This window comes from Campylobacter concisus (genome assembly GCF_902460625.1).
GTDB lineage: Bacteria > Campylobacterota > Campylobacteria > Campylobacterales > Campylobacteraceae > Campylobacter_A > Campylobacter_A concisus_AD.
This window is the reverse complement of the sequence record NZ_CABPUT010000002.1, coordinates 307951-326207: the sequence shown is the minus strand read 5'-3', so window position 1 is coordinate 326207 and position 18257 is coordinate 307951. Positions and strand designations below refer to the sequence as shown.

The 18257-nt window shown below is 37.8% G+C and carries 16 protein-coding genes; 3 read left to right on the top strand and 13 right to left on the bottom strand.

Annotation, left to right across the window (positions count from 1 at the left end):
• The first annotated feature begins 5 nt into the window (after window positions 1-5).
• Window positions 6-1562 (top strand): class I SAM-dependent methyltransferase, encoded by a 1557-nt coding sequence (locus F3G69_RS01970; RefSeq protein WP_149714249.1) that lies wholly within the window; start codon window positions 6-8, stop codon window positions 1560-1562.
• A gap of 26 nt (window positions 1563-1588) precedes the next feature.
• Here the strand turns inward: F3G69_RS01970 and F3G69_RS01965 are convergent, their stop codons facing one another.
• Genes F3G69_RS01965 through F3G69_RS01955 form a run of 3 tightly spaced genes read right to left on the bottom strand, consistent with a single transcriptional unit; the run spans window position 1589 to window position 4835 of the window.
• Complete coding sequence (locus F3G69_RS01965; protein WP_149714248.1) at window positions 1589-2395, bottom strand: 3'(2'),5'-bisphosphate nucleotidase CysQ family protein; 807 nt, start codon at window positions 2393-2395, stop codon at window positions 1589-1591.
• Window positions 2392-3669 (bottom strand): citrate synthase, encoded by a 1278-nt coding sequence (locus F3G69_RS01960; RefSeq protein ID WP_103599882.1) that lies wholly within the window; start codon window positions 3667-3669, stop codon window positions 2392-2394. The genes F3G69_RS01965 and F3G69_RS01960 overlap by 4 nt, the downstream gene beginning before the upstream one ends.
• A gap of 2 nt (window positions 3670-3671) precedes the next feature.
• Complete coding sequence (locus F3G69_RS01955; protein WP_103599883.1) at window positions 3672-4835, bottom strand: cation:proton antiporter; 1164 nt, start codon at window positions 4833-4835, stop codon at window positions 3672-3674.
• Between the two features lie 117 nt (window positions 4836-4952).
• On the opposite strand from F3G69_RS01955, the gene F3G69_RS01950 reads away from it, so the two are divergent.
• On the top strand, window positions 4953-5435 hold the full coding sequence (locus tag F3G69_RS01950) for a hypothetical protein (RefSeq protein WP_103599884.1): 483 nt from the start codon (window positions 4953-4955) through the stop codon (window positions 5433-5435).
• Window positions 5436-5855: 420 nt separating this feature from the next.
• Here the strand turns inward: F3G69_RS01950 and crcB are convergent, their stop codons facing one another.
• The 3 genes from crcB to topA form a co-directional block, all read right to left on the bottom strand.
• The gene (crcB, locus tag F3G69_RS01945) at window positions 5856-6209 is read right to left on the bottom strand and encodes a fluoride efflux transporter CrcB (RefSeq protein WP_103559834.1); all 354 of its coding nucleotides are present in this window, start codon (window positions 6207-6209) and stop codon (window positions 5856-5858) included.
• Window positions 6209-7048 carry a biotin synthase gene (locus tag F3G69_RS01940; protein ID WP_103599885.1) on the bottom strand — a complete coding sequence of 280 codons (840 nt, stop codon included), beginning with the start codon at window positions 7046-7048 and terminating at the stop codon, window positions 6209-6211. Before F3G69_RS01940 ends, crcB begins: the two co-directional genes overlap by 1 nt.
• A 915-nt stretch (window positions 7049-7963) precedes the next feature.
• On the bottom strand, window positions 7964-10081 hold the full coding sequence (gene topA, locus F3G69_RS01930; RefSeq protein WP_103599886.1) for a type I DNA topoisomerase: 2118 nt from the start codon (window positions 10079-10081) through the stop codon (window positions 7964-7966).
• Window positions 10082-10273: 192 nt separating this feature from the next.
• Here topA and F3G69_RS01925 point away from each other — a divergent pair, with 192 nt between their 5' ends.
• Entirely contained in the window at window positions 10274-11782 is a 1509-nt protein-coding gene (locus tag F3G69_RS01925) for a flagellin B (protein ID WP_107793253.1), read from the top strand.
• 263 nt (window positions 11783-12045) lie between these two features.
• Here the strand turns inward: F3G69_RS01925 and F3G69_RS01920 are convergent, their stop codons facing one another.
• From F3G69_RS01920 to F3G69_RS01890, 7 genes are read right to left on the bottom strand one after another with little or no spacing between them, the layout of a single operon-like run.
• Complete coding sequence (locus F3G69_RS01920; protein ID WP_107793254.1) at window positions 12046-12816, bottom strand: oxidoreductase; 771 nt, start codon at window positions 12814-12816, stop codon at window positions 12046-12048.
• Entirely contained in the window at window positions 12803-13510 is a 708-nt protein-coding gene (locus F3G69_RS01915; protein WP_107793255.1) for an acylneuraminate cytidylyltransferase family protein, read from the bottom strand. Before F3G69_RS01915 ends, F3G69_RS01920 begins: the two co-directional genes overlap by 14 nt.
• The gene (locus F3G69_RS01910; protein ID WP_149714247.1) at window positions 13503-14405 is read right to left on the bottom strand and encodes a Gfo/Idh/MocA family protein; all 903 of its coding nucleotides are present in this window, start codon (window positions 14403-14405) and stop codon (window positions 13503-13505) included. Before F3G69_RS01910 ends, F3G69_RS01915 begins: the two co-directional genes overlap by 8 nt.
• Before the next feature lie 13 nt (window positions 14406-14418).
• Window positions 14419-15465: a nucleotidyltransferase family protein gene (locus F3G69_RS01905; RefSeq protein WP_103640841.1), complete on the bottom strand. Its 1047-nt coding sequence runs from the start codon at window positions 15463-15465 to the stop codon at window positions 14419-14421.
• The gene (neuC, locus tag F3G69_RS01900) at window positions 15462-16622 is read right to left on the bottom strand and encodes a UDP-N-acetylglucosamine 2-epimerase (protein WP_149714246.1); all 1161 of its coding nucleotides are present in this window, start codon (window positions 16620-16622) and stop codon (window positions 15462-15464) included. The genes F3G69_RS01905 and neuC overlap by 4 nt, the downstream gene beginning before the upstream one ends.
• Entirely contained in the window at window positions 16619-17620 is a 1002-nt protein-coding gene (gene neuB, locus F3G69_RS01895; protein ID WP_149714245.1) for an N-acetylneuraminate synthase, read from the bottom strand. The genes neuC and neuB overlap by 4 nt, the downstream gene beginning before the upstream one ends.
• A 23-nt stretch (window positions 17621-17643) precedes the next feature.
• Entirely contained in the window at window positions 17644-18255 is a 612-nt protein-coding gene (locus tag F3G69_RS01890) for a NeuD/PglB/VioB family sugar acetyltransferase (RefSeq protein WP_103599894.1), read from the bottom strand.
• Window positions 18256-18257: the final 2 nt, after the last annotated feature.

Here is an 18257-nt window from a genome sequence, read left to right as displayed (position 1 = left end):
CTAAAATGAGTCAAAATAGCAAAATCGAAAAGTCTTATGACGAACTAACTTATAAATCAATAGCCTTTGCCCAATCATCGCCATATAGGCTTGAAGCTTGTGCGACACTTCTTGGCATAACTCCACCGCCATGCGAAAATGCAAGAGTTTTAGAGATAGGATGTAGCTTTGGTGGAAATTTGATCCCATTTGCAGTAAATAACAAAAATGCAAAAGTAATTGGCATAGATCTTAGTGGCGAGCAGATAAGGCGCGGGCAAGAGATCGTTAAAGAGATGGGGCTTACAAATTTAGAGCTTATACACGGTGATATTTGCGAATTTAAAAGTGATGAGAAATTTGACTATATCATTGCTCATGGTGTTTTTAGCTGGGTGCCTGACTTTGTAAAAGAAGCTATATTAAAAGTCGTAAGAGAGAATTTAAGTACAAATGGCGTGGCATTTATCTCTTATAATGTTTATCCTGGCTGGAAAGTAAAAGATATCGCAAGAGACATAATGCTACTTGCCGCAAAAGATAAAGAGGGCATGCAAGAGAGGCTAAAAGCAGCTAAAGAAGCACTTTTAGTCTATAAAGAATATTTGCTTAGTAAAGATAATATAACTTATGAAAATAAAATGCCTACAAGAATGCTGTTGTTTTGGATAGATGAGATACTTGCAAAAGATGACTTTTACATAGCTCATGAGTTTTTAGAAGATATAAATGATCCATTTTATTTCAAAGATTTTAATGCCATGCTTGCCAAAAATGAGCTTACTTATCTTTGTGAATATACGCTTGATGATATTTTTACCCCAGATGTTGGCACAGCCGTAGTAGATGAATACAAAAACAATAAATTTAAAGACAGGATCGATCTAGAGCAATTCATGGATATGATTAGCAACAAAGTCTTTAGACAAAGCCTAGTAGTCCATAGCAAAACTTATGAGAGCATAGCCAATAAACAAATAGGCCCAAGCGATATCAATAAAATTCACGTTGTGGCAGATTTTATAAAGAAAGATAACCAGTGGCAAGATAGTTATGGCGCTATGCCACAAGATATATCATGGCTTTGCGAGGTCTTTTATAAGATGTATCCAGCCAGCATAAACCTTTCTCAGATTTTAGAAATTTTGCCAGAAGATAAACTCATGGCTTATAGTGCTTTTGTAAGAATTTTAACAAATTCGTCCGATGCAATGATCGTAAAAGATGAGCAAAAAAATATCGAGTATAAACCCGGCTACTCAAGACTTAGTGTAAATTTAACAAACTACGTAAAGTATTTTTTAAATCATAAAAATAACGCTGATGTTGCTTTTGCTAATAAATTTAGCATTTTAGGAAAATTTAATACTGTCGATTATTACATACTTTTACTGCTTGATGGTAAAAATAGTTTAGAAGAAGTAGCAGCAAAGGCTTTGAAATTTATCAAAGAAAGTAACGAGAATATATTAGATATAGACGGGAAAGTACTTAAAAAAGATAAGGTTGCCGCAAATATAATGAACTATGTGCTAGGCACAGCAAAAATGGCTAGTACGTTTTATCTACTAGAAGAAATTTAGTAAGCAAAAACGGATAGCAAGTAGCTTTAAATTTTACTTTGCTTATATAGTTGTGTGATTTTATCTTTTAGATTTAGTGTATTTTTTGAGAGAGCTATGAAAAATGGACTTTTTAAATCAGCAAACTCATAGCTCATCTCTTTGCTACTATTAGCGTCAAATACTTTTCCACCACAAAAATTTACGAGCGCATCTCCTGCTGCATTGTCCCAAAGATAGCTTGGAGCAAATCTCAAATAAACTCCACCAAATTCAACCAAACGGCAAAATTTTATGGCTGAGCCAAGAGAAATTTGTTTAAGATTTAAATTTTGCTTAATAAGCTCAGCTACCTGTGAATCACCTCGCCTACTTAAAAAAACATAATTTTGGAATTTTTCACTCTTTGCGTTTAGATCTATTTTTGTTATGCTCTCACCTTTGGCGTCCAAAATTTCTTTAAAAGCGCCATTTTCATCAGCATAAAAAAGCTCTCTACTAACCGGGATAAATACCACGCCAAGCACCGGTCTAGCTTTCTTTATAAGCGCTATGCAAACGCAAAATTCGCCGTTTCTAGCTAGAAATTCTTTCGTGCCATCAAGAGGATCTACGAGCCAAAACTCGTCTTTATCGCTTTCTTGCAGGATGCTCTCTTCAGAGCAAATTTTTATCCCACTTTTGCTTAGAATTTTTATTATCGCTTCATTTGCGGCTAGATCAGCGCTAGTTAGTGGCGAGCTGTCATCTTTTAGGCAGACTTTAAGAGCCGTATTATCTGCAGAGTAAAATTTCATTATTTGCGCTCCAGCATTAACGGCTGCTTTTTTAGCTAAATTTAGAAGCTCGCTCATTTTGGTGTTCTGTTTGTCTCTCCAACATAAAGCTGTCTTGGGCGGACGATCTTTATCATATCTTGCTCTTTTAGCTCGATCCACTGGCTGATCCAGCCTGGAGTCCTGCCAATGACGAAAATGACGGCAAACATATTATTTGGTATGCCAAGCGCCTTTAGGATGAGCCCTGAGTGAAAATCAACGTTTGGATATAAATTTCTGCTTACAAAGTAGCCATCATTTAGTGCGATCTCTTCGATGCGATTTGCGATCTTGATGAGCTCTGAGTTAATGCCTATCTCATCCATAAGCTGATCTCTCATTTTTTTGAGCACTTTTGCACGAGGGTCAAAATTTTTATAGACTCTGTGGCCAAAGCCCATTAGCCTAAATGGATCGTTTTTATCCTTTGCTCTAGCGATGTATTTATCGACGTTTGCGACCGAGCCTATCTCTTCAAGCTGGCGTATGACACCCTCGTTTGCGCCACCGTGAGCCCAGCCCCAAAGTGCTCCAATACCAGCACTTATACATGCGTATGGGTGAGCGTGCGTTGAGCCAACGGTTCTAACAGTCGTTGTTGAAGCGTTTTGCTCGTGATCTGCGTGCAGCATAAAGACCGTGTCAAGTGCCTTGATCTCGATAGGCTTAAGATCGACATGCTCATATGGATAGCCTCTCATCATGTAGAGGAAATTTTCAGTAAAGCCACGATCTAAATTTGGATATATAATAGGAAGTCCGCGTGAGTAGCGGTAGCTAAAGGCCGCGATCGTTGGAATTTTAGCGATTATACGCATAGCCATCTCGTGATACTCTTCAGGTTTATCCATATTTAGATGATCTGAGTAAAAGGCACTTAGCGCTGAGACCGCTGCTTGCAAGATCGCCATAGGGTGAGCTTTGTCTGGAAATGCGTCAAATAGCTTCATCATGCCTTCATGTATAAAGCTTCTTTTTTTAAGCTCAGTTTTAAAATTTATATACTGATCATTTGTTGGAAGCTCTTTGTTTAAGAGTAAATATGCCACGTCTAAAAATGTCTTATTTTCAGCCAAATACGCGATATCGTAACCTCTATACATTAGCTCGCCTTTTAAGCCGTCTATATAAGTTATCGCTGAGCGACACATCGCAGTTGAAGTATAACCTCTGTCAAAAGTAAACATTCCAGTATCACTAAAAAATGTCGAGATGTCTATCACATCAGGTCCCATAGTGCCTTTTAGTATAGGAAACTCGTAACTCTTGCCGGTTCTGTTATCAGTTAGCGTAGCTGTATTTGATGACATTTTTACTCCTTACTTCTTGATTGCATTAGAAATTTTATAATTATTGTCCCTATTATAGCTTGAGCTAGGCTTGCTAGGATAAAAGATGAGTAAGAATAATCACTTATCTCACCTGATCTGTGTGCGATAGTAGCAACTGCTACTAGAAGCGTTAGTGGCATGGATTGTGAGAGAGAAAACAAAAATATCCCCTTAAATCCTAATTTTCCTACAAATAACACACTTGAAAAAAGCCTTGTGGCAAGCATCGCACAAAATATAAAAATAGCATCTTTTATCACTTCATTTGAGCTTAGGCTTGAGAGCTTGAAGGTTGAGCCTATGTGTATAAAAAATATCGGCACCAAAAATCCAAATCCAAAGCTTGAAAGCTTGTGTGGTAAGTCTTTTTTATGATCAAAAAATGTCGCTATAAACATACCTGCGATAAACGCGCCAAAGGCAACTTCTAAATTTAAATAAAGCATAAGTGCAATCATCGAAAAAAATACAGCAATGCTTAGCCTAATATCTTTTTCGTCCTTATCGTAGTGTGGCATAAGGATCACTTTAAGCCCCGGATACCACCAAAAAAGCACATCTAAAATTTTAAAGCTAAGTACGCTGATGGCTAAAAATAAGATCAAATAGCCAATCGTTAGCCATAAATTTATACTAGCTCCAAACTGCAAATAGGCTGCTATAAATGTCAAAAGTGTAATGCTTATAAGCTCGCCAATAGTTGCAATAAGCATGCTTAAATTTAGCCATTTCACATCTCTACCATACTCTTTAAATAGCGTAAATATCATACCAACGGCCATTATCGGGATAATGATAATATAGAGCAAACTAAGATCAAAACTAAACGTAAGTGCAGTTGCTAGCGAGTAGATGAGGGTAAGATAGATAAGCCCCAGGCGTAAAATTTTACGGTCAATGTTTATAAGCATTCTAAGATCGATCTCCATGCCAGCTAGAAACATCAAAAAGAAAAAACCAACTTCGCTAATTAGCTTAAACATCTCATTTTCGCCGACAAGCCCGATGTAGCTAGCTAGTGCTCCAAGTATTATCTCAGCAGGAGCGACAGGAATACGTAAAATTTTAGAAATATAAGGCGAAGCAAAGACGATAAATGCCAAAACGACAAGAATGCTAAGCTCGCTAGCTTGATGTAATTGCAAAAAGATCCTTAAATTAAAAATGTTTGATTGTATAAAAAGCTTTGTTATTTTTTGATTAAGCTAAGCGATTTTTAGGCAAAATGGCGACAAATTTTTAAAAATTTGGAGTGCAAATTTATGCGTAAATTTCTATTTTTTGTCTTGATGTTTTTTGGAATTTTTAGCTTTGCAGATGAGCTAAGTTTGGTTCAAAGTTTTAAATTTGATGGAAGCGTTTTTTATAAAAAGCAAGTGGTTAAAAATGAGAGTTTTTACTTTTTAAAAAATGAAAATTTTGATGAGCATTTTGTAGGCTTTAGAGTGAAATTTGATAAAAATATAAAAAGTGAAAGTATGCTTGCTGAGCTAAAAAGAAAGATAAAAGAGGCTAAAGAGGTGCTTTATAGCGAAGAAAATGATCAAATTTTATCTCTCATAAAAGATGAAACTAGCAGTAAAAATATAGAAATAATCCACTTTTTACTTAGAAAAGATGGAGTCTTAATGCTTTCATATGAGAGAATTTATGATCCAAAAACTCTGGTAGATGGGCTTAAGCCTGTACTTTTAAGTGAAGCTAGAAATTTTATGCTTCAGATGCCAAAGGTAGAAGCTAGGTAGAAAGGTGGATGTGGTGGTATTTTGCACTGCATGCGATTAAAAACTACGACAAATTTTTATTTATCAAGTCAGATAAGCGTCAAGTAAATTTTAAAATTTCATGAACGAGTAATTTCGGCTCTGATTTTAGTGGCAAGCTTTGCGAGACCTAAAATCAGTAGTCAATTCTTGCGAGTGAATAGAATTTTAAAATTTTTGCGATAGTAAAATTCTATTTTTAAAAATACAGACTTTCTTTATTTTAGGTTCTTTTATTCAAAAGGGAGACAAGGGGGACTTGAGTTACGAAGCCGTCCCCTTATCCCCCTTTTTAAATCCCCCAATCCCCTCGCACGTTCAAAGTGCATGCAATGGTGCTAAAGCACTGCATGCGATTAAGAAAATCTAGCAAAATTTAAACTCTATTAAATTTGCAAACTCTCATAAACTCTTGCCAAGCAAAATTCCAAGATAGCTTGCAAGCAGGCAAAGGACAAGGTTTAAAAAGATATTTAAAAAGCCTTTTACCAGCTCGCCTTCTAGTAAAAATTTCACACTATCAAGGCTAAAGCTTGAAAATGTTGTAAATCCGCCAAGTATGCCAACAACCAAAAATACTCTTGCACTTTGGCTTAAATTTAGACAAAACAAAACGCCGATAATAAAGCTACCAAGCACATTTACGCCAAGCGTGGCTAGCGGAAAGTGGCTAAATTTTAGCAGCTCGCCAGCTAAAAACCTGCATCCAGCCCCGATAAAGCCTCCAAACCCTGCGAAAAGCAAATTTGCAAGCATTAGTGACAGATACTAGCGAAGCTAAAACCGCGCTTTGTAAGCTCCTCGATATCCTTGTTAGCTTTCTCGCCTTTTGCGGTGAGGTAGTCACCTATCACGATCGCATCGGCGCCATTTTCAAAGATCTCGTATTGTCTATCGCCTAAAATTTTCTCCCTACCGCCAGCTATCATGACTCTAGTTTCTGGTAGATCTCTTTTGGTCTCACGCACTATTTTTAGGGCTTCATCCGCACTAAGAGGAGGCAGATCAAGACTCAATGCTTCATTTTTAATGAAAAAATTTATTGGTGACGAAAACGGCTCAAGCTCTTTTAAACTAGCTCTAAAGCTCACCCTGTCAGCCTCACTCTCGCCAACGCCGTAAATACCACCAGTACAAAGCATGAGCCCAGCTCTTTTTGCATCTAAATTTGTCTGATATCTCTCGTCCCAAGTGTGTGTTTTACAAATTTTTGGGAAAAATTCTCGGCTTGTTTCAAGGTTGTGGTTGTAACTAAAAACGCCAGCCTTTTTAAGCTCGCTAAGCTGCTCGTAAGTCGCCATGCCGTTACATGCGATGAGCATCAAATTTGGCACTTCTTTGCTCACGGCTCTTGCTAAAGATGCGATATAGTCGGTCTTTTTGTCATTCAGCCTAGCACCGCTTGTAACTAAACAAAAGCCAAGAGCGTGATTTTTACAAGCCATTTTGGCCTCGCCCACCACCTGCTGCACGCTTTTTTCTTTAAATTTTGAGATATCGGCACCAACTTTGGCACTTTGTGTGCAGTAAGCGCAGTCCTCGGCGCAGTTTCCTTGAGTGACTGAGCATATCGCACAGAGCATAATTGTTTTCATTTTTCATCCTTTTTTGGGGCGTATTATAGCTTTGATAGGTTTAAAATTTAAGTAGGGCGGTTTATGAATTTACAAAAATAGTTTGATGAAATGTATAAATTTATTTTTATTCAAAGGGGACAAGGGGGCTTGAGTTACGGTCTGCTTGCAGCTGCGAGCTAGCGAAGCAAAGAGCTGTCGCCCCTTTATCCTCATTTAAATCCTCTAAACCCTTCGCACGTTAGAAGTGCATGCTGTGGCGGCAAGCTAAGATGAGTGAAGGACTTTATAGATAAGATAGACGAGTAGTCCTTGCTTTTTATCCTAGTCGTTAATATCACAAGGCTGGTTAGCCTAGGCATCTGGCGTAAAAACTATAGACTTCGATGCGGATAAATCTAGGCGAAAGTCCGTTTTTGCTGATCTCAAGACTCTTTAAATTTTATAAATTTGAAAGCGTATAATAGTAATTTATCTTTTGAAAATTTTCCACGGCAAGGCTTTTGAGTCCAGAAAGTTTTGCGATTAGCGCTATGCTTTTTACGCTAGCTCCAGAGCCTACAAAAAGGCTCTTTAGACTAGAAAGGCTTGCTGGCGCGTCAAAGTTCTCATGCGAGTCTCATTTGATATGAAGGCTTTTTAAAATTCTTTGGCAACACACCGTATCAAAGAGCTTTTAAGGTATTTTCGTGCAAAAGCTAAGCTCTTCAAAAACGTTTTGTTCGCTTCTTAAAAAAATTCACACCGCTCATCAAGTACGGCTCTTTTTTTATTTGAAGGTTTTGTACTACTGTGTAAAGCTACATCTGACTAAGTGTAGTTGATGACGAGGTTTTACCCTTTATGCTGGCTAAGCTTAGCGGTGGTATCAGGCATTTAAAGTCCAAATTTATAAGCCAAATTTAGGCTTAAGGGCTCAAATTTGGCTAGAAATTTTTAGTTTTCAGAAATAAGCGTCTTTTTCTTGCACTTTGTGCACTCTATAAATGTGCCTTTTTTAAGCTCTTTTTTGATCATATCGCCGCCACATTCGTTGCATTTTTGCTCAACTGGCTCGTAGCTTGAGATGAAGTCACATTTTGGATAGTTGGCGCAACCATAAAATTTACCACGCCTGCTAAATCTCTCGACGATCTCACCGCCACATTTTGGACATGGCACATCAAGCTTTTTAAGCTCACGTTTTGGTTTAGCTGCCGCAGTAGTAGCGCCTGCCTCTGCGCTCTTTTCATTATCTTTTGTGACATTTCTTGAGTATTTGCATTTTGGGAAATTTGAACAAGCGATAAACTCGCCATATCTGCCCTTTCTAAGCACTAGCTCGCTTCCACACTCTGGGCATTTTTCTCCGATCGGAGTGGCTGTTTTTAGGCTTTTTATGCCAGTTTTGCCAGCACTAATTTTTTCCATAAATGGATAGTAAAAGTCACTTAGCACCTTTTGCCAGTCAGCCTTGTCAAGTGCGATTTCATCGAGCTTTTCTTCAAGATGTGAGGTAAATTCGCTATCAACTATATTGCTAAAGTGCTCCTCCAAAACGCCTATCATACTAAATGCGATCTCGTTTGGTATGAGCTGCTTTTTCTCGACTCTCACGTAGTCTCTTGAGGTTAGCAGCGTGATAGTCGGTGCGTAGGTACTTGGGCGGCCGATGCCTAGACTTTCAAGCTTTTTAACAAGTCCAGCTTCTGAGTACCTGGCTGGTGGCTCGGTGAAATTTTGCGTGCTTTTTATGCTTTGCAAGCTCATCTCGTCACCCTTTTTTAAATTTGGCAAAATTTTATCCTTATCAAGCTCGCCATAAACCTTGTAAAAGCCATCAAATAGGACCTTTCTGCCACTTATCTTAAACTCGCCTTTTTCACTTGCGACGTAGACATTTTGCGTTTGGCTCACACATGCGCTCATTTGGCAGGCTAAAAATCTATTGTAGATGAGCGTGTAGAGTTTGAGCGCGTCTTTTTCTAAAAATTTAGCCGCTATTTGTGGCGTGAAGTTTAAATTTGTAGGGCGGATCGCTTCGTGGGCTTCTTGCGCGCCTTTTGAGCTTGTCGTGTAGCTTATCGCTTTGGCTGGCAGATACTCTTTGCCGTAGTTTTGCAATATATGCTCTCTAGCGGCTGCGACGGCCTCTTTGGCTAAATTTAAGCTATCTGTTCTCATATATGTGATCGCACCCATGAAACCCTCGTTTGTTTGCACACCCTCATAGAGGCTTTGCGCGATCATCATCGTCTTTTTAGGGCTAAAGCCAAGGCGGTTGCTCGCACTTTGCTGAAGGGTTGAGGTCATAAATGGCGGGCTTGGCTGGATCTTTCTATCCTTGCTCTCGATCTCACGGACGCTAAATTTCTCATTTTGTAAATTTTCAATGATGTATTTTGCGCGATCTGGGTTTTGGATAGTGAGCTTTTCGATCTTTTGGTTTTCAAATTTAACTAGCTCAGCGTCTAAATCTTTTTTGAAAAATGTATCAATCGTGTAATATTCAACCGGTTTAAATGCCTGTATCTCACGCTCGCGGTCGACTATTATTTTTAGAGCTGCACTTTGCACACGGCCAGCGCTTAGTCCTTTTTGTATCTTTAAATTTAAAAGCGGACTTAACTTATAGCCAACTATGCGGTCAAGTAAGCGCCTTGTTTGCTGGGCATTGACGCTATTCATATCGACGCGTCTTGGGCTTTTTAGAGCATTTTGTATGGCACTTTTGGTGATCTCGTGAAAGACGATACGAGGTAGGCTAGTTGGCTCCTTGCCGATAGCGTTTGCGATGTGAAATGCGATCGCCTCACCCTCTCTATCCTCATCGGTCGCGAGGTAAATTTCATCAGCACTTTTGGCGAGCTCTTTTATCTCTTTTACAATAGCGGAGTGATCACTGCTGATGCGGTACTCTGGGGTAAATTTATCATCCTCTATCTTGATGCCAAAGCTTGTTTTTGGCAGGTCTCTGATGTGACCTTTTGAGGCGATGACGTTGTAGCTTTTATCTAGAAAATTTTTGATAGTCTTTGCTTTTGCGGGAGATTCCACGATGATTAAGCTTTTCATTTATATATAGCCTTTAATTTTTTTTGGCGTAATTGTAGCAAAAATAATTTTCAAAGTATCAAGGTGTAAAAATCAAATCCGTCTTCATTATTTTAAAAATTTTTTCATTCATGCCTATAAAGTTTTTAAAAAATTTCACGATATAGTTTTTGTGCGACAAGAAGTCGTAACTAAAAATTAAAAGGATTTACAATGAGTTTTCGTATTAACACAAACGTAAACGCACTTAACACACACGCTAACGCAGTTAGCAACAACACTGACCTATCTAAGTCACTTAACAAACTTAGCTCAGGTCTTAGGATTCAAACAGCTGCAGACGATGCTTCAGGTCTATCTATTGCAGATAGCTTAAGAAGTCAAGCTTCAGCTTTAGGTCAAGCTATTGCAAACGGTAATGATGCTATTGGTATCATTCAAGTTGCCGATAAAGCTATGGACGAGCAGCTAAAAATTCTTGATACTATCAAGACAAAAGCTACTCAATCAGCTCAAGACGGCCAAACAACTCAATCACGCCAAGCATTGCAAGCTGATATCGTTCGTCTAATGGAAGAGCTTGACAATATCGGTAACACTACTTCATTTAACGGTCAGCAATTACTAAACGGAACATTCTCTAATAAAGAGTTCCAAATAGGTGCTTACTCAAACCAAACTGTTAAAGCAAGTATTGGTGCGACTACGTCTGATAAGATAGGCCTTACACGTTTTGAGAGCTCAAAACTACTTACAGGTATGGGCGCAGTAAACCTTAAATTCTTAAACGTTGATGGTGTAAATGATGTCGGCGTTACAGGTGCTACTATCTCAACAGGTATCGGTAAAGGTCTTGGTGCTCTAGCTGAGAATATCAACAAAGTTGCTGATAAAACTGGTGTTAGAGCTACAGCTGATGTTACTTGGAAGGCTAGTGCTGCTATTGCTGGTGGTTTAATTCAGTCTTTAACAATCAATGGCGTTAAAATTGGCGACTTGGAAGTTAAAGCAAATGACTCAAACGGCGCACTTGTAAATGCTATCAACTCTGTAAAAGACCAAACCGGCGTTGAAGCTTCTGTTGATGCTGAAACTGGTAAAATGGTACTAACAAGCCGTGATGGTCGTGCTATAGTTGCAGGTGGTAAAAACATTTCATTAGGCCTTGGCGGTAAAGGCAAAGCAGCCGCTGGTACATCTTTGACAGCTGGCTTTGTGGGTAGATTAAACCTAGTTCGTCTTGATGGTAGAGATATTAAACTAGTAGGAGGCGGTGATACTAAATTATCAATAGCATTCTCTGCTGGTGGTGGTGCTCAGCAATCAGTATCTCTAAGAGATATCAGGGGACAAATAGATAAAAACCTAGCAACAGCTATGGGATTCCAAAGAATGAGTGCATCTTTATCAGTAGCCCAATCTGCTGGTGTTATGACACTTCGCGGCGCGATGGCTGTTATGAGTATCGCTGAGTCAGCTCAAAAAACACTTGATCAAGTTCGTTCAGACCTTGGTTCAGTTCAAAACCAACTTCAAGCTACAGTTAATAACATCACTGTAACTCAAGTTAACGTAAAATCAGCAGAATCTCAAATTAGAGATGTTGATTTTGCTAGCGAGTCTGCTAACTTCTCAAAACATAACATCCTAGCTCAATCAGGTGCTTATGCTATGAGTCAAGCAAACAGCGTACAACAAAACGTAATGAAGCTTCTACAATAGTAGGAGCTGAGTGAAGTTTCCTCGAAAACGTAATGAAGCTACTACAGTAGTTAATTAAGGTTTTAAATAGAGGCTTTGTTGCAGTACAAAGCCTTAAGAGTGTTAATGCTTTTACAATACGCAAACCCACGCCCCAAAGCTTAGCTTTGGGGTTTTATACTTTTGCAATCAATAAAATATCTTAAACTTTTTGTATATAAGATTTTAAAATACTCATGCTAAATTTGATGCTTAAAGCCTTAGCAATAAACTAAGGCTTTAAATTATAAACTAAATCCATCGTCAACTACAATATTTTGTCCATTTACATATTTTGATACATCGCTTAGTAAATAAATCAAAGCACCGCAAATATCATTTGCATTGAGCATTCCTTTCATGCCACATCTTTTTTTATATTGGCTTAAAAATGGCTCAGGCTGCCCATCTAAAATTCCTCCAGGACTTATAGCGTTTACGCGGATATTGTCTTTTTTAAACATCTTTGCCATGTATTTTGTCATGCCAAGAAGGCCATGTTTTACTACTGTATATTCGACAGGAGAGTGCATATTTGTTCCCTCGTAAGTCTCAAAAGCAGGCGCTCCGATACCTTGTATAGATGAGATATTTATGATATTGCCGTAACCTTGCTCTAAAAAGAATTTTATAAAATTTTGTGAGATATTAAAGTATCCACCAAGGTGTAAATTTAAGAAGACATTGAAATCATTCATATCTATCTCAAAAAATTTCTTACCGTAATTTTTGTTTTTTGGATAGGCGTTATTTACCAGTGCATCTACGTGGCCATATTTTGAGTGTAAGAAATTTATGGCTTCATTAACAGAATTTACGTCACTGATATCAATTTGTAAAACTTCGATCCTTGCATCTTTATTTGAGCTCAATATCTCGTCTTTTAGTAAATTTGCTCTTTTTGTATCTACCTCTGCTATCACACCAATGCCATTTTGATTAACGATAGCTCTTATAAAAGCACTTCCTATCCTACCAGCCCCTCCGGTTACCACTATGACTTTATCTGTTAGCATTTTTTTCCTTCATTAAAAACTCTACAAATTTAAAATCCAGCTCACAATCTATATCAATTGATCTGTCTTCACTCATCACATAAAGCCCAGTTTTTGGTAAAAACAATGTATAGTTATTTAGCAGGACTTCACGTTTCCAGATATAGATAGAAGCGTTCATATCATAAGTCTTTGGTGCATCTTGTCGTCTTACAATGGCTTTTGCTAAAGTTTTTGCAAGTCCCACATGCCCGTCAGGATAAATTTCAACCAAGTTAAAGTATGGGCTTCTTCTACTTGGCATTGCGGTTATTAGATTGTCATTTTCATCGTGTAGAAACTGATTGTAAGCGTTTATGATATCGCTTACATCACGAAGTGGAGCTGTTGCATCAAGATCAATCTCATAATCAAATCTTTGTGCATAATGTTGTTCACTTTTTAAAAAAGCATCTTTTATCACATCAAGCTTTCCAGCTGTATCGCTGGCCATAGCAGCATCTCTTTTAAAAAAAACTTCTGCGCCATATTTTACTGCTGTTTCCGCGATTAAATCGCTATCAGTACTAATTACTATATGTTCAAATAAATTTGACTCTCTAGCCTGCTCTATGGTGTAAGCAATAAGTGGTTTTCCACAAAGCTCACGTACATTTTTCCCTTTTACGCCCTTACTACCGCCTCTTGCACATATTGTACATAAAACATTACTCATTATTTTGCCTTTGAATTTTATCTATTACACCCATAGTATCTTGTCCTTCGCTAAAGCCACAAACATATTTTTGTTCACCTAGGACATCTTTATGCATAGCTAAAAACATCTCATTTCTTTCCAAATTTGGCATGTTAAAAATTTGCCTATTGATATCTTGTTTTATGAGAGTACCTTTTATAAAATTAAGCTCATAAGTGGAGTCTTCGCACTCCACTCGCACGTTTCTATGCGTCATATGGCTTAAATAATCAATGCTTATATTGGCTACTACATTATTATCTGTTTTGCCAAAGATTAAACATAAATCATCGCTTGTTATCTGCAAATTTGAGACTTTATCTTGAAAGCTTTTTATGCTCTTAAATTTGCCACACAGCCACATGGTATAGTCTAACTCATGACTAAGATCTAGCAAAACCCCACCGCCTTTTTCTTTGCTAGCACTATAGCATTTTGTATAGTCTCCATTTCTCCAGCTTGGTAGATACTGTCCACAACTAGCGTTTATGTAAAAAATTTTTTCATTCTTCAAAAGCTCTTTTAGTTTTTGTAAAAGTGGATGAAATCTAAGCACGTAGCCTACAAAAATTTTGTTGTTTTTTGGTGTAAAATCGTAAAATTTCTCAAACAAAGGCTTTTCACAAAGTATTATTTTATCTTTTACTTTCTCATCTAAAAATTTTAAATTTTGCAGGTGTAAAAATGTGGGAGTTGCTATGACAAAGTAGTCAAACTTGTCTAAATTTGAGACTTCTTCTAAACTTTTGTAACAAGTTTTTCCAACTACATCTTGGCTAGTGATGAGGCAGATCTCATCTATCTGCGGTAAAGCTTCTAGTACTTCGCAATGCCTTTTACCAATCGAGCCATAGCCTAAGATAAGAGCTTTCATTTAAAACATCCAATCAAAATATTTTTGCATATTCTTCATTTGCTTTTTGATACTCTTCTAAGCGACCTATATCGATCCAGTACTCATGTATAGGAAACGAGATGACGTTTTTTCCTTTGCTTATCGCTTTTTCAAAAAGAGTTGGCATATCATAAAACTCATTTTTTGGTATTAGATCTAAAATTTCCGGCGAGAGCATATATATCCCAGCACTTACGAAAAATTTCTGCACAGGCTTCTCTGCGATCTCTATTATTTTGTTGTCATTCATTTTTACAACACCATAAGGCACTTCGTAGTCATACTCTCTTACACACATTGTAGCCGTCGCTTTATTTAGCGTGTGGTAGTTGAAGATATGCTCGAAATTTACATTTGTAAGAAGATCGCCATTCATTACAAAAAATGCCTCACTTGGACGCTCTTTAAGTAGGCTTAGTGCACCTGCCGTACCCATCCTTTTTTGCTCCAAAACGTAGTCAATATTTACTCCAAATTCTTTACCATTTCCAAAATAGTCCTTTATGATGTCCGCATTAAAATTTACACACATAGTGATATTTACAAAACCATACTCTGCAAATTTCTCAACTATCGTTTGAAGGATCGGCTTGTTCCCAACTTTTAGCATAGGCTTTGGAGTATCTTGCGTAAGTGGTCTAAGCCTAGTGCCAAGACCTCCTACCATTAAAATGACTTTGTTTGTTTTACTGGCTGGTTTTATAATGTCTTCGATATCTTCTATGCCAACTAGCTTTCCAAGTTCATCTATTAGTGGGATTTTATGAAGCTTTTTAGCAAGGGCTATTTTTAGTATTGACTCTTTTGTGTCGCCAACATTTGCAGTACTTGGGCTCTTGTGTACTATAAGATTTATGTTGCTGTTTAGATCAAGTCCATTTAGTAGTCCGCGCCTGATATCCCCATCTGTTACTGTACCTACAAGACTATCGTTTTCATCCACGACAATAGCTATTTGGAGCCCGCCATTATTGATTGTTTGCAAGGCATCTTTTATGGTTGAATTTATGCTTAGCTTTATATCGTTTACTATTCTCATTTTAAACCTATATCATAAAATTTCTTTTTCAAAATACCATCTAGCTTGATTTCTTTTAAAATTTTAACCATTTTTTTGCTTGAATTACCACCATCGTATGGATTGATTGTGTCTTGTAAAATTTGCTCAAATTCCTTCGAATATGCTTTTGTAATAGCCGCTAAAATTTCATCTTTTATAGGCCTTGTATCTATTACACTACTAGCTTTAGTGCGTCCTTTTTGTCTGTCGCCTATGTTTATGGTTGCCTTTTTAAAGCTAGGGACTTCTGAAAGGCCACTCGAGCTATTTCCTAGGACTATATCAACAAATTTTATCGCACTTAGATATCTCAGCTGCCCAAGCGAAGCAAACGCCACAGCTTTTTGTGAATTTTTACTCACATACTCATCTATCATTTTATTTATAATATCGCCATCTGTATCGCTATTTGCCTTTGTAAAAATAAAATTTGTATCTTTTAACTCATCTATTGCTTTTAAAAGCTCGCTAAATTGCTTTTTTGCACTGCTATTTTCAAGCGTTACCGGATGAAATGTGATTAGTATATTTTTTTTAGCAAGCTTAAATTTTATAGACTTTTCAAACTCATCTTTGTTTAGTAAATTTAACTTTTTTATATTTTCTATGCCAGGGCCACCAACATTAAAAACTCTGCTAGGCTCTTCTCCTAGCTGGATTATGCGGTTTGCATACTCTCTTGTAGCTGCAAAATGAATATGGCTCATCTTTGTTATGCTATGTCTAAAGGCCTCGTCAAATGCCCCTTGAGTAGTTTCTCCGCCATGTATGTGTACTATTGGGATCTGCATGATGCTAGCCACGCCTGCTACGCCAAATATCTCGTATCTATCTCCAAGAAGTACCAATATATCTGGCTTAAGTTCGCTAAAAGCTGGGGCAAATTTCTCATAAACCTTTGCCATCTCAGTGCATATATCAAGCTTTGAGTGCGAATAGCCTAAAATTTCTATCTTTTTATCTATCTTGAATTCTTTTTCGATCTCTTTGTATGTGAGTCCAAACTCAGGACTTAGATGCATGCCGGTGACAATTATTTGAAGCTCTAGTTCGCTATCCGCTTTTATTTCTTTTAAAAGCCAGTAAAGCAGACCATACTCTGCTCTAGTGCTTGTTACTACACAAATTTTTCTCATATCAGATCATCTTGCTTGTAATCTTTTTGTGAAATTTGTCCGATCACCTCATCCCACCTCATAGGATTTATACCATCTCCTGGGCGTTTTACGCAGATATTTTGTTCGCTAAAAATTTCACCCTTTTTTATATCACACTTTGCCACGATCGACTTTCTAGCTATTTTTATATTTTCACTCTCGCTTTTACTAAAGTGCTTTATTCCGTCTCCAAGCGCTAGCTCGATATTTCTAATAGCCCTAACCATAGCCGCTAGCTCATCTGGCTCAAGGCTAGCCTTATGATCAGGTCCTGGCATGCTCTTATCAAGCGTAAAGTGCTTTTCTATGATCTTTGCACCCATAGCAACCGCTGCGATATCAACCTCGATGCCAAGTGTATGATCGCTATATCCGACCTCAAGCCCAAAGGCATTTTTAAGAGTTATCATCGCCTTTAAATTTACATCCTCCATCGGCGTTGGATACTGCGTATTTGCATGAAGAAGGCTTATGTTTTCACGTTTTGTACCACTTTTTACAAGTGCTTCTATCGCGGCTTCCACCTCGCCTAAATTTGCCATTCCGGTTGAGAGAATGATCTTTTTATTGAGCCCACCTATCTGCCTAAGATATGGTAAATTTGTTATCTCGCCACTTGGGATTTTGAATGTACTAAGTCCCAGCTCGTCAAGAAGCTTTATACTATCAGTATCAAAAGGAGTTGAGAGAAAAGTGATATTTTTTTCTTTGCAGTAGGCTATAAGCTCTTTATGTGTGTTCTCATCTAGTTCAAGCTTTTTTATCATATCAAACTGACTCTCGTTTTTATCGGTAGTTTGTTTTTGGTAGCTAGCCTTTTGTGCATTTTTTGAAACCAGGTTTTGAACTTTAAAGGTTTGAAATTTCACTGCATTAGCGCCAGCTTTGGCTGCCACGTCGATCAGCTTTTTGGCTAAATTTATATCACCATTGTGGTTAACCCCAGCTTCAGCTATGATAAAAACCCTATTTGACATCAAATTTCCTTAAAATTCTAGTTTTACGCCTTTATAAAAGCGTTTTTCTCCAAGCTTCTCATCACGCTAGTTCCGCCGCCTATGATAGAATTTTCGCCTATCACGATATACTCTTTGCTGGTTGCATTGCTGCCAAAAAATGTCTCATCTTGTACGACAACGCCACCATTTACCACGCTTGCTGTTGATATATGGCAGTGATCGCCTATATTTGCGTCATGCTCCACAAGCGCCTTTGTATTTATGATGCAGTTTTTGCCGACACTTGCACCAGCGTTGATCAAGGCATGATGCATCACAACCGTTCCCTCACCTACACTTGCATGCTTTGAGATATACGCAAGCGGAGAGATAATGGCTGGAAGGCCAAAACCTATCTCTTTTAGCAACGCAAACAGCCTTTTTCTAGGCTCACTGCTTCTTATCTGCCCAACCGTCACCACAGCATTTTTGCATGATGTAAAAACCTCAGTCAGATTATCATCGCTACCTATAATCTCATAGCTAAGCACCTTTTTGCCAATATTTTCTGCCGTATCTATGATACCAATTATATTAAATTTAGCCTCGCTCTCGATGACATCTATCACACTTTTGCAGTGCCCACCGCCACCTACTAAAACTATATCTTGCACGG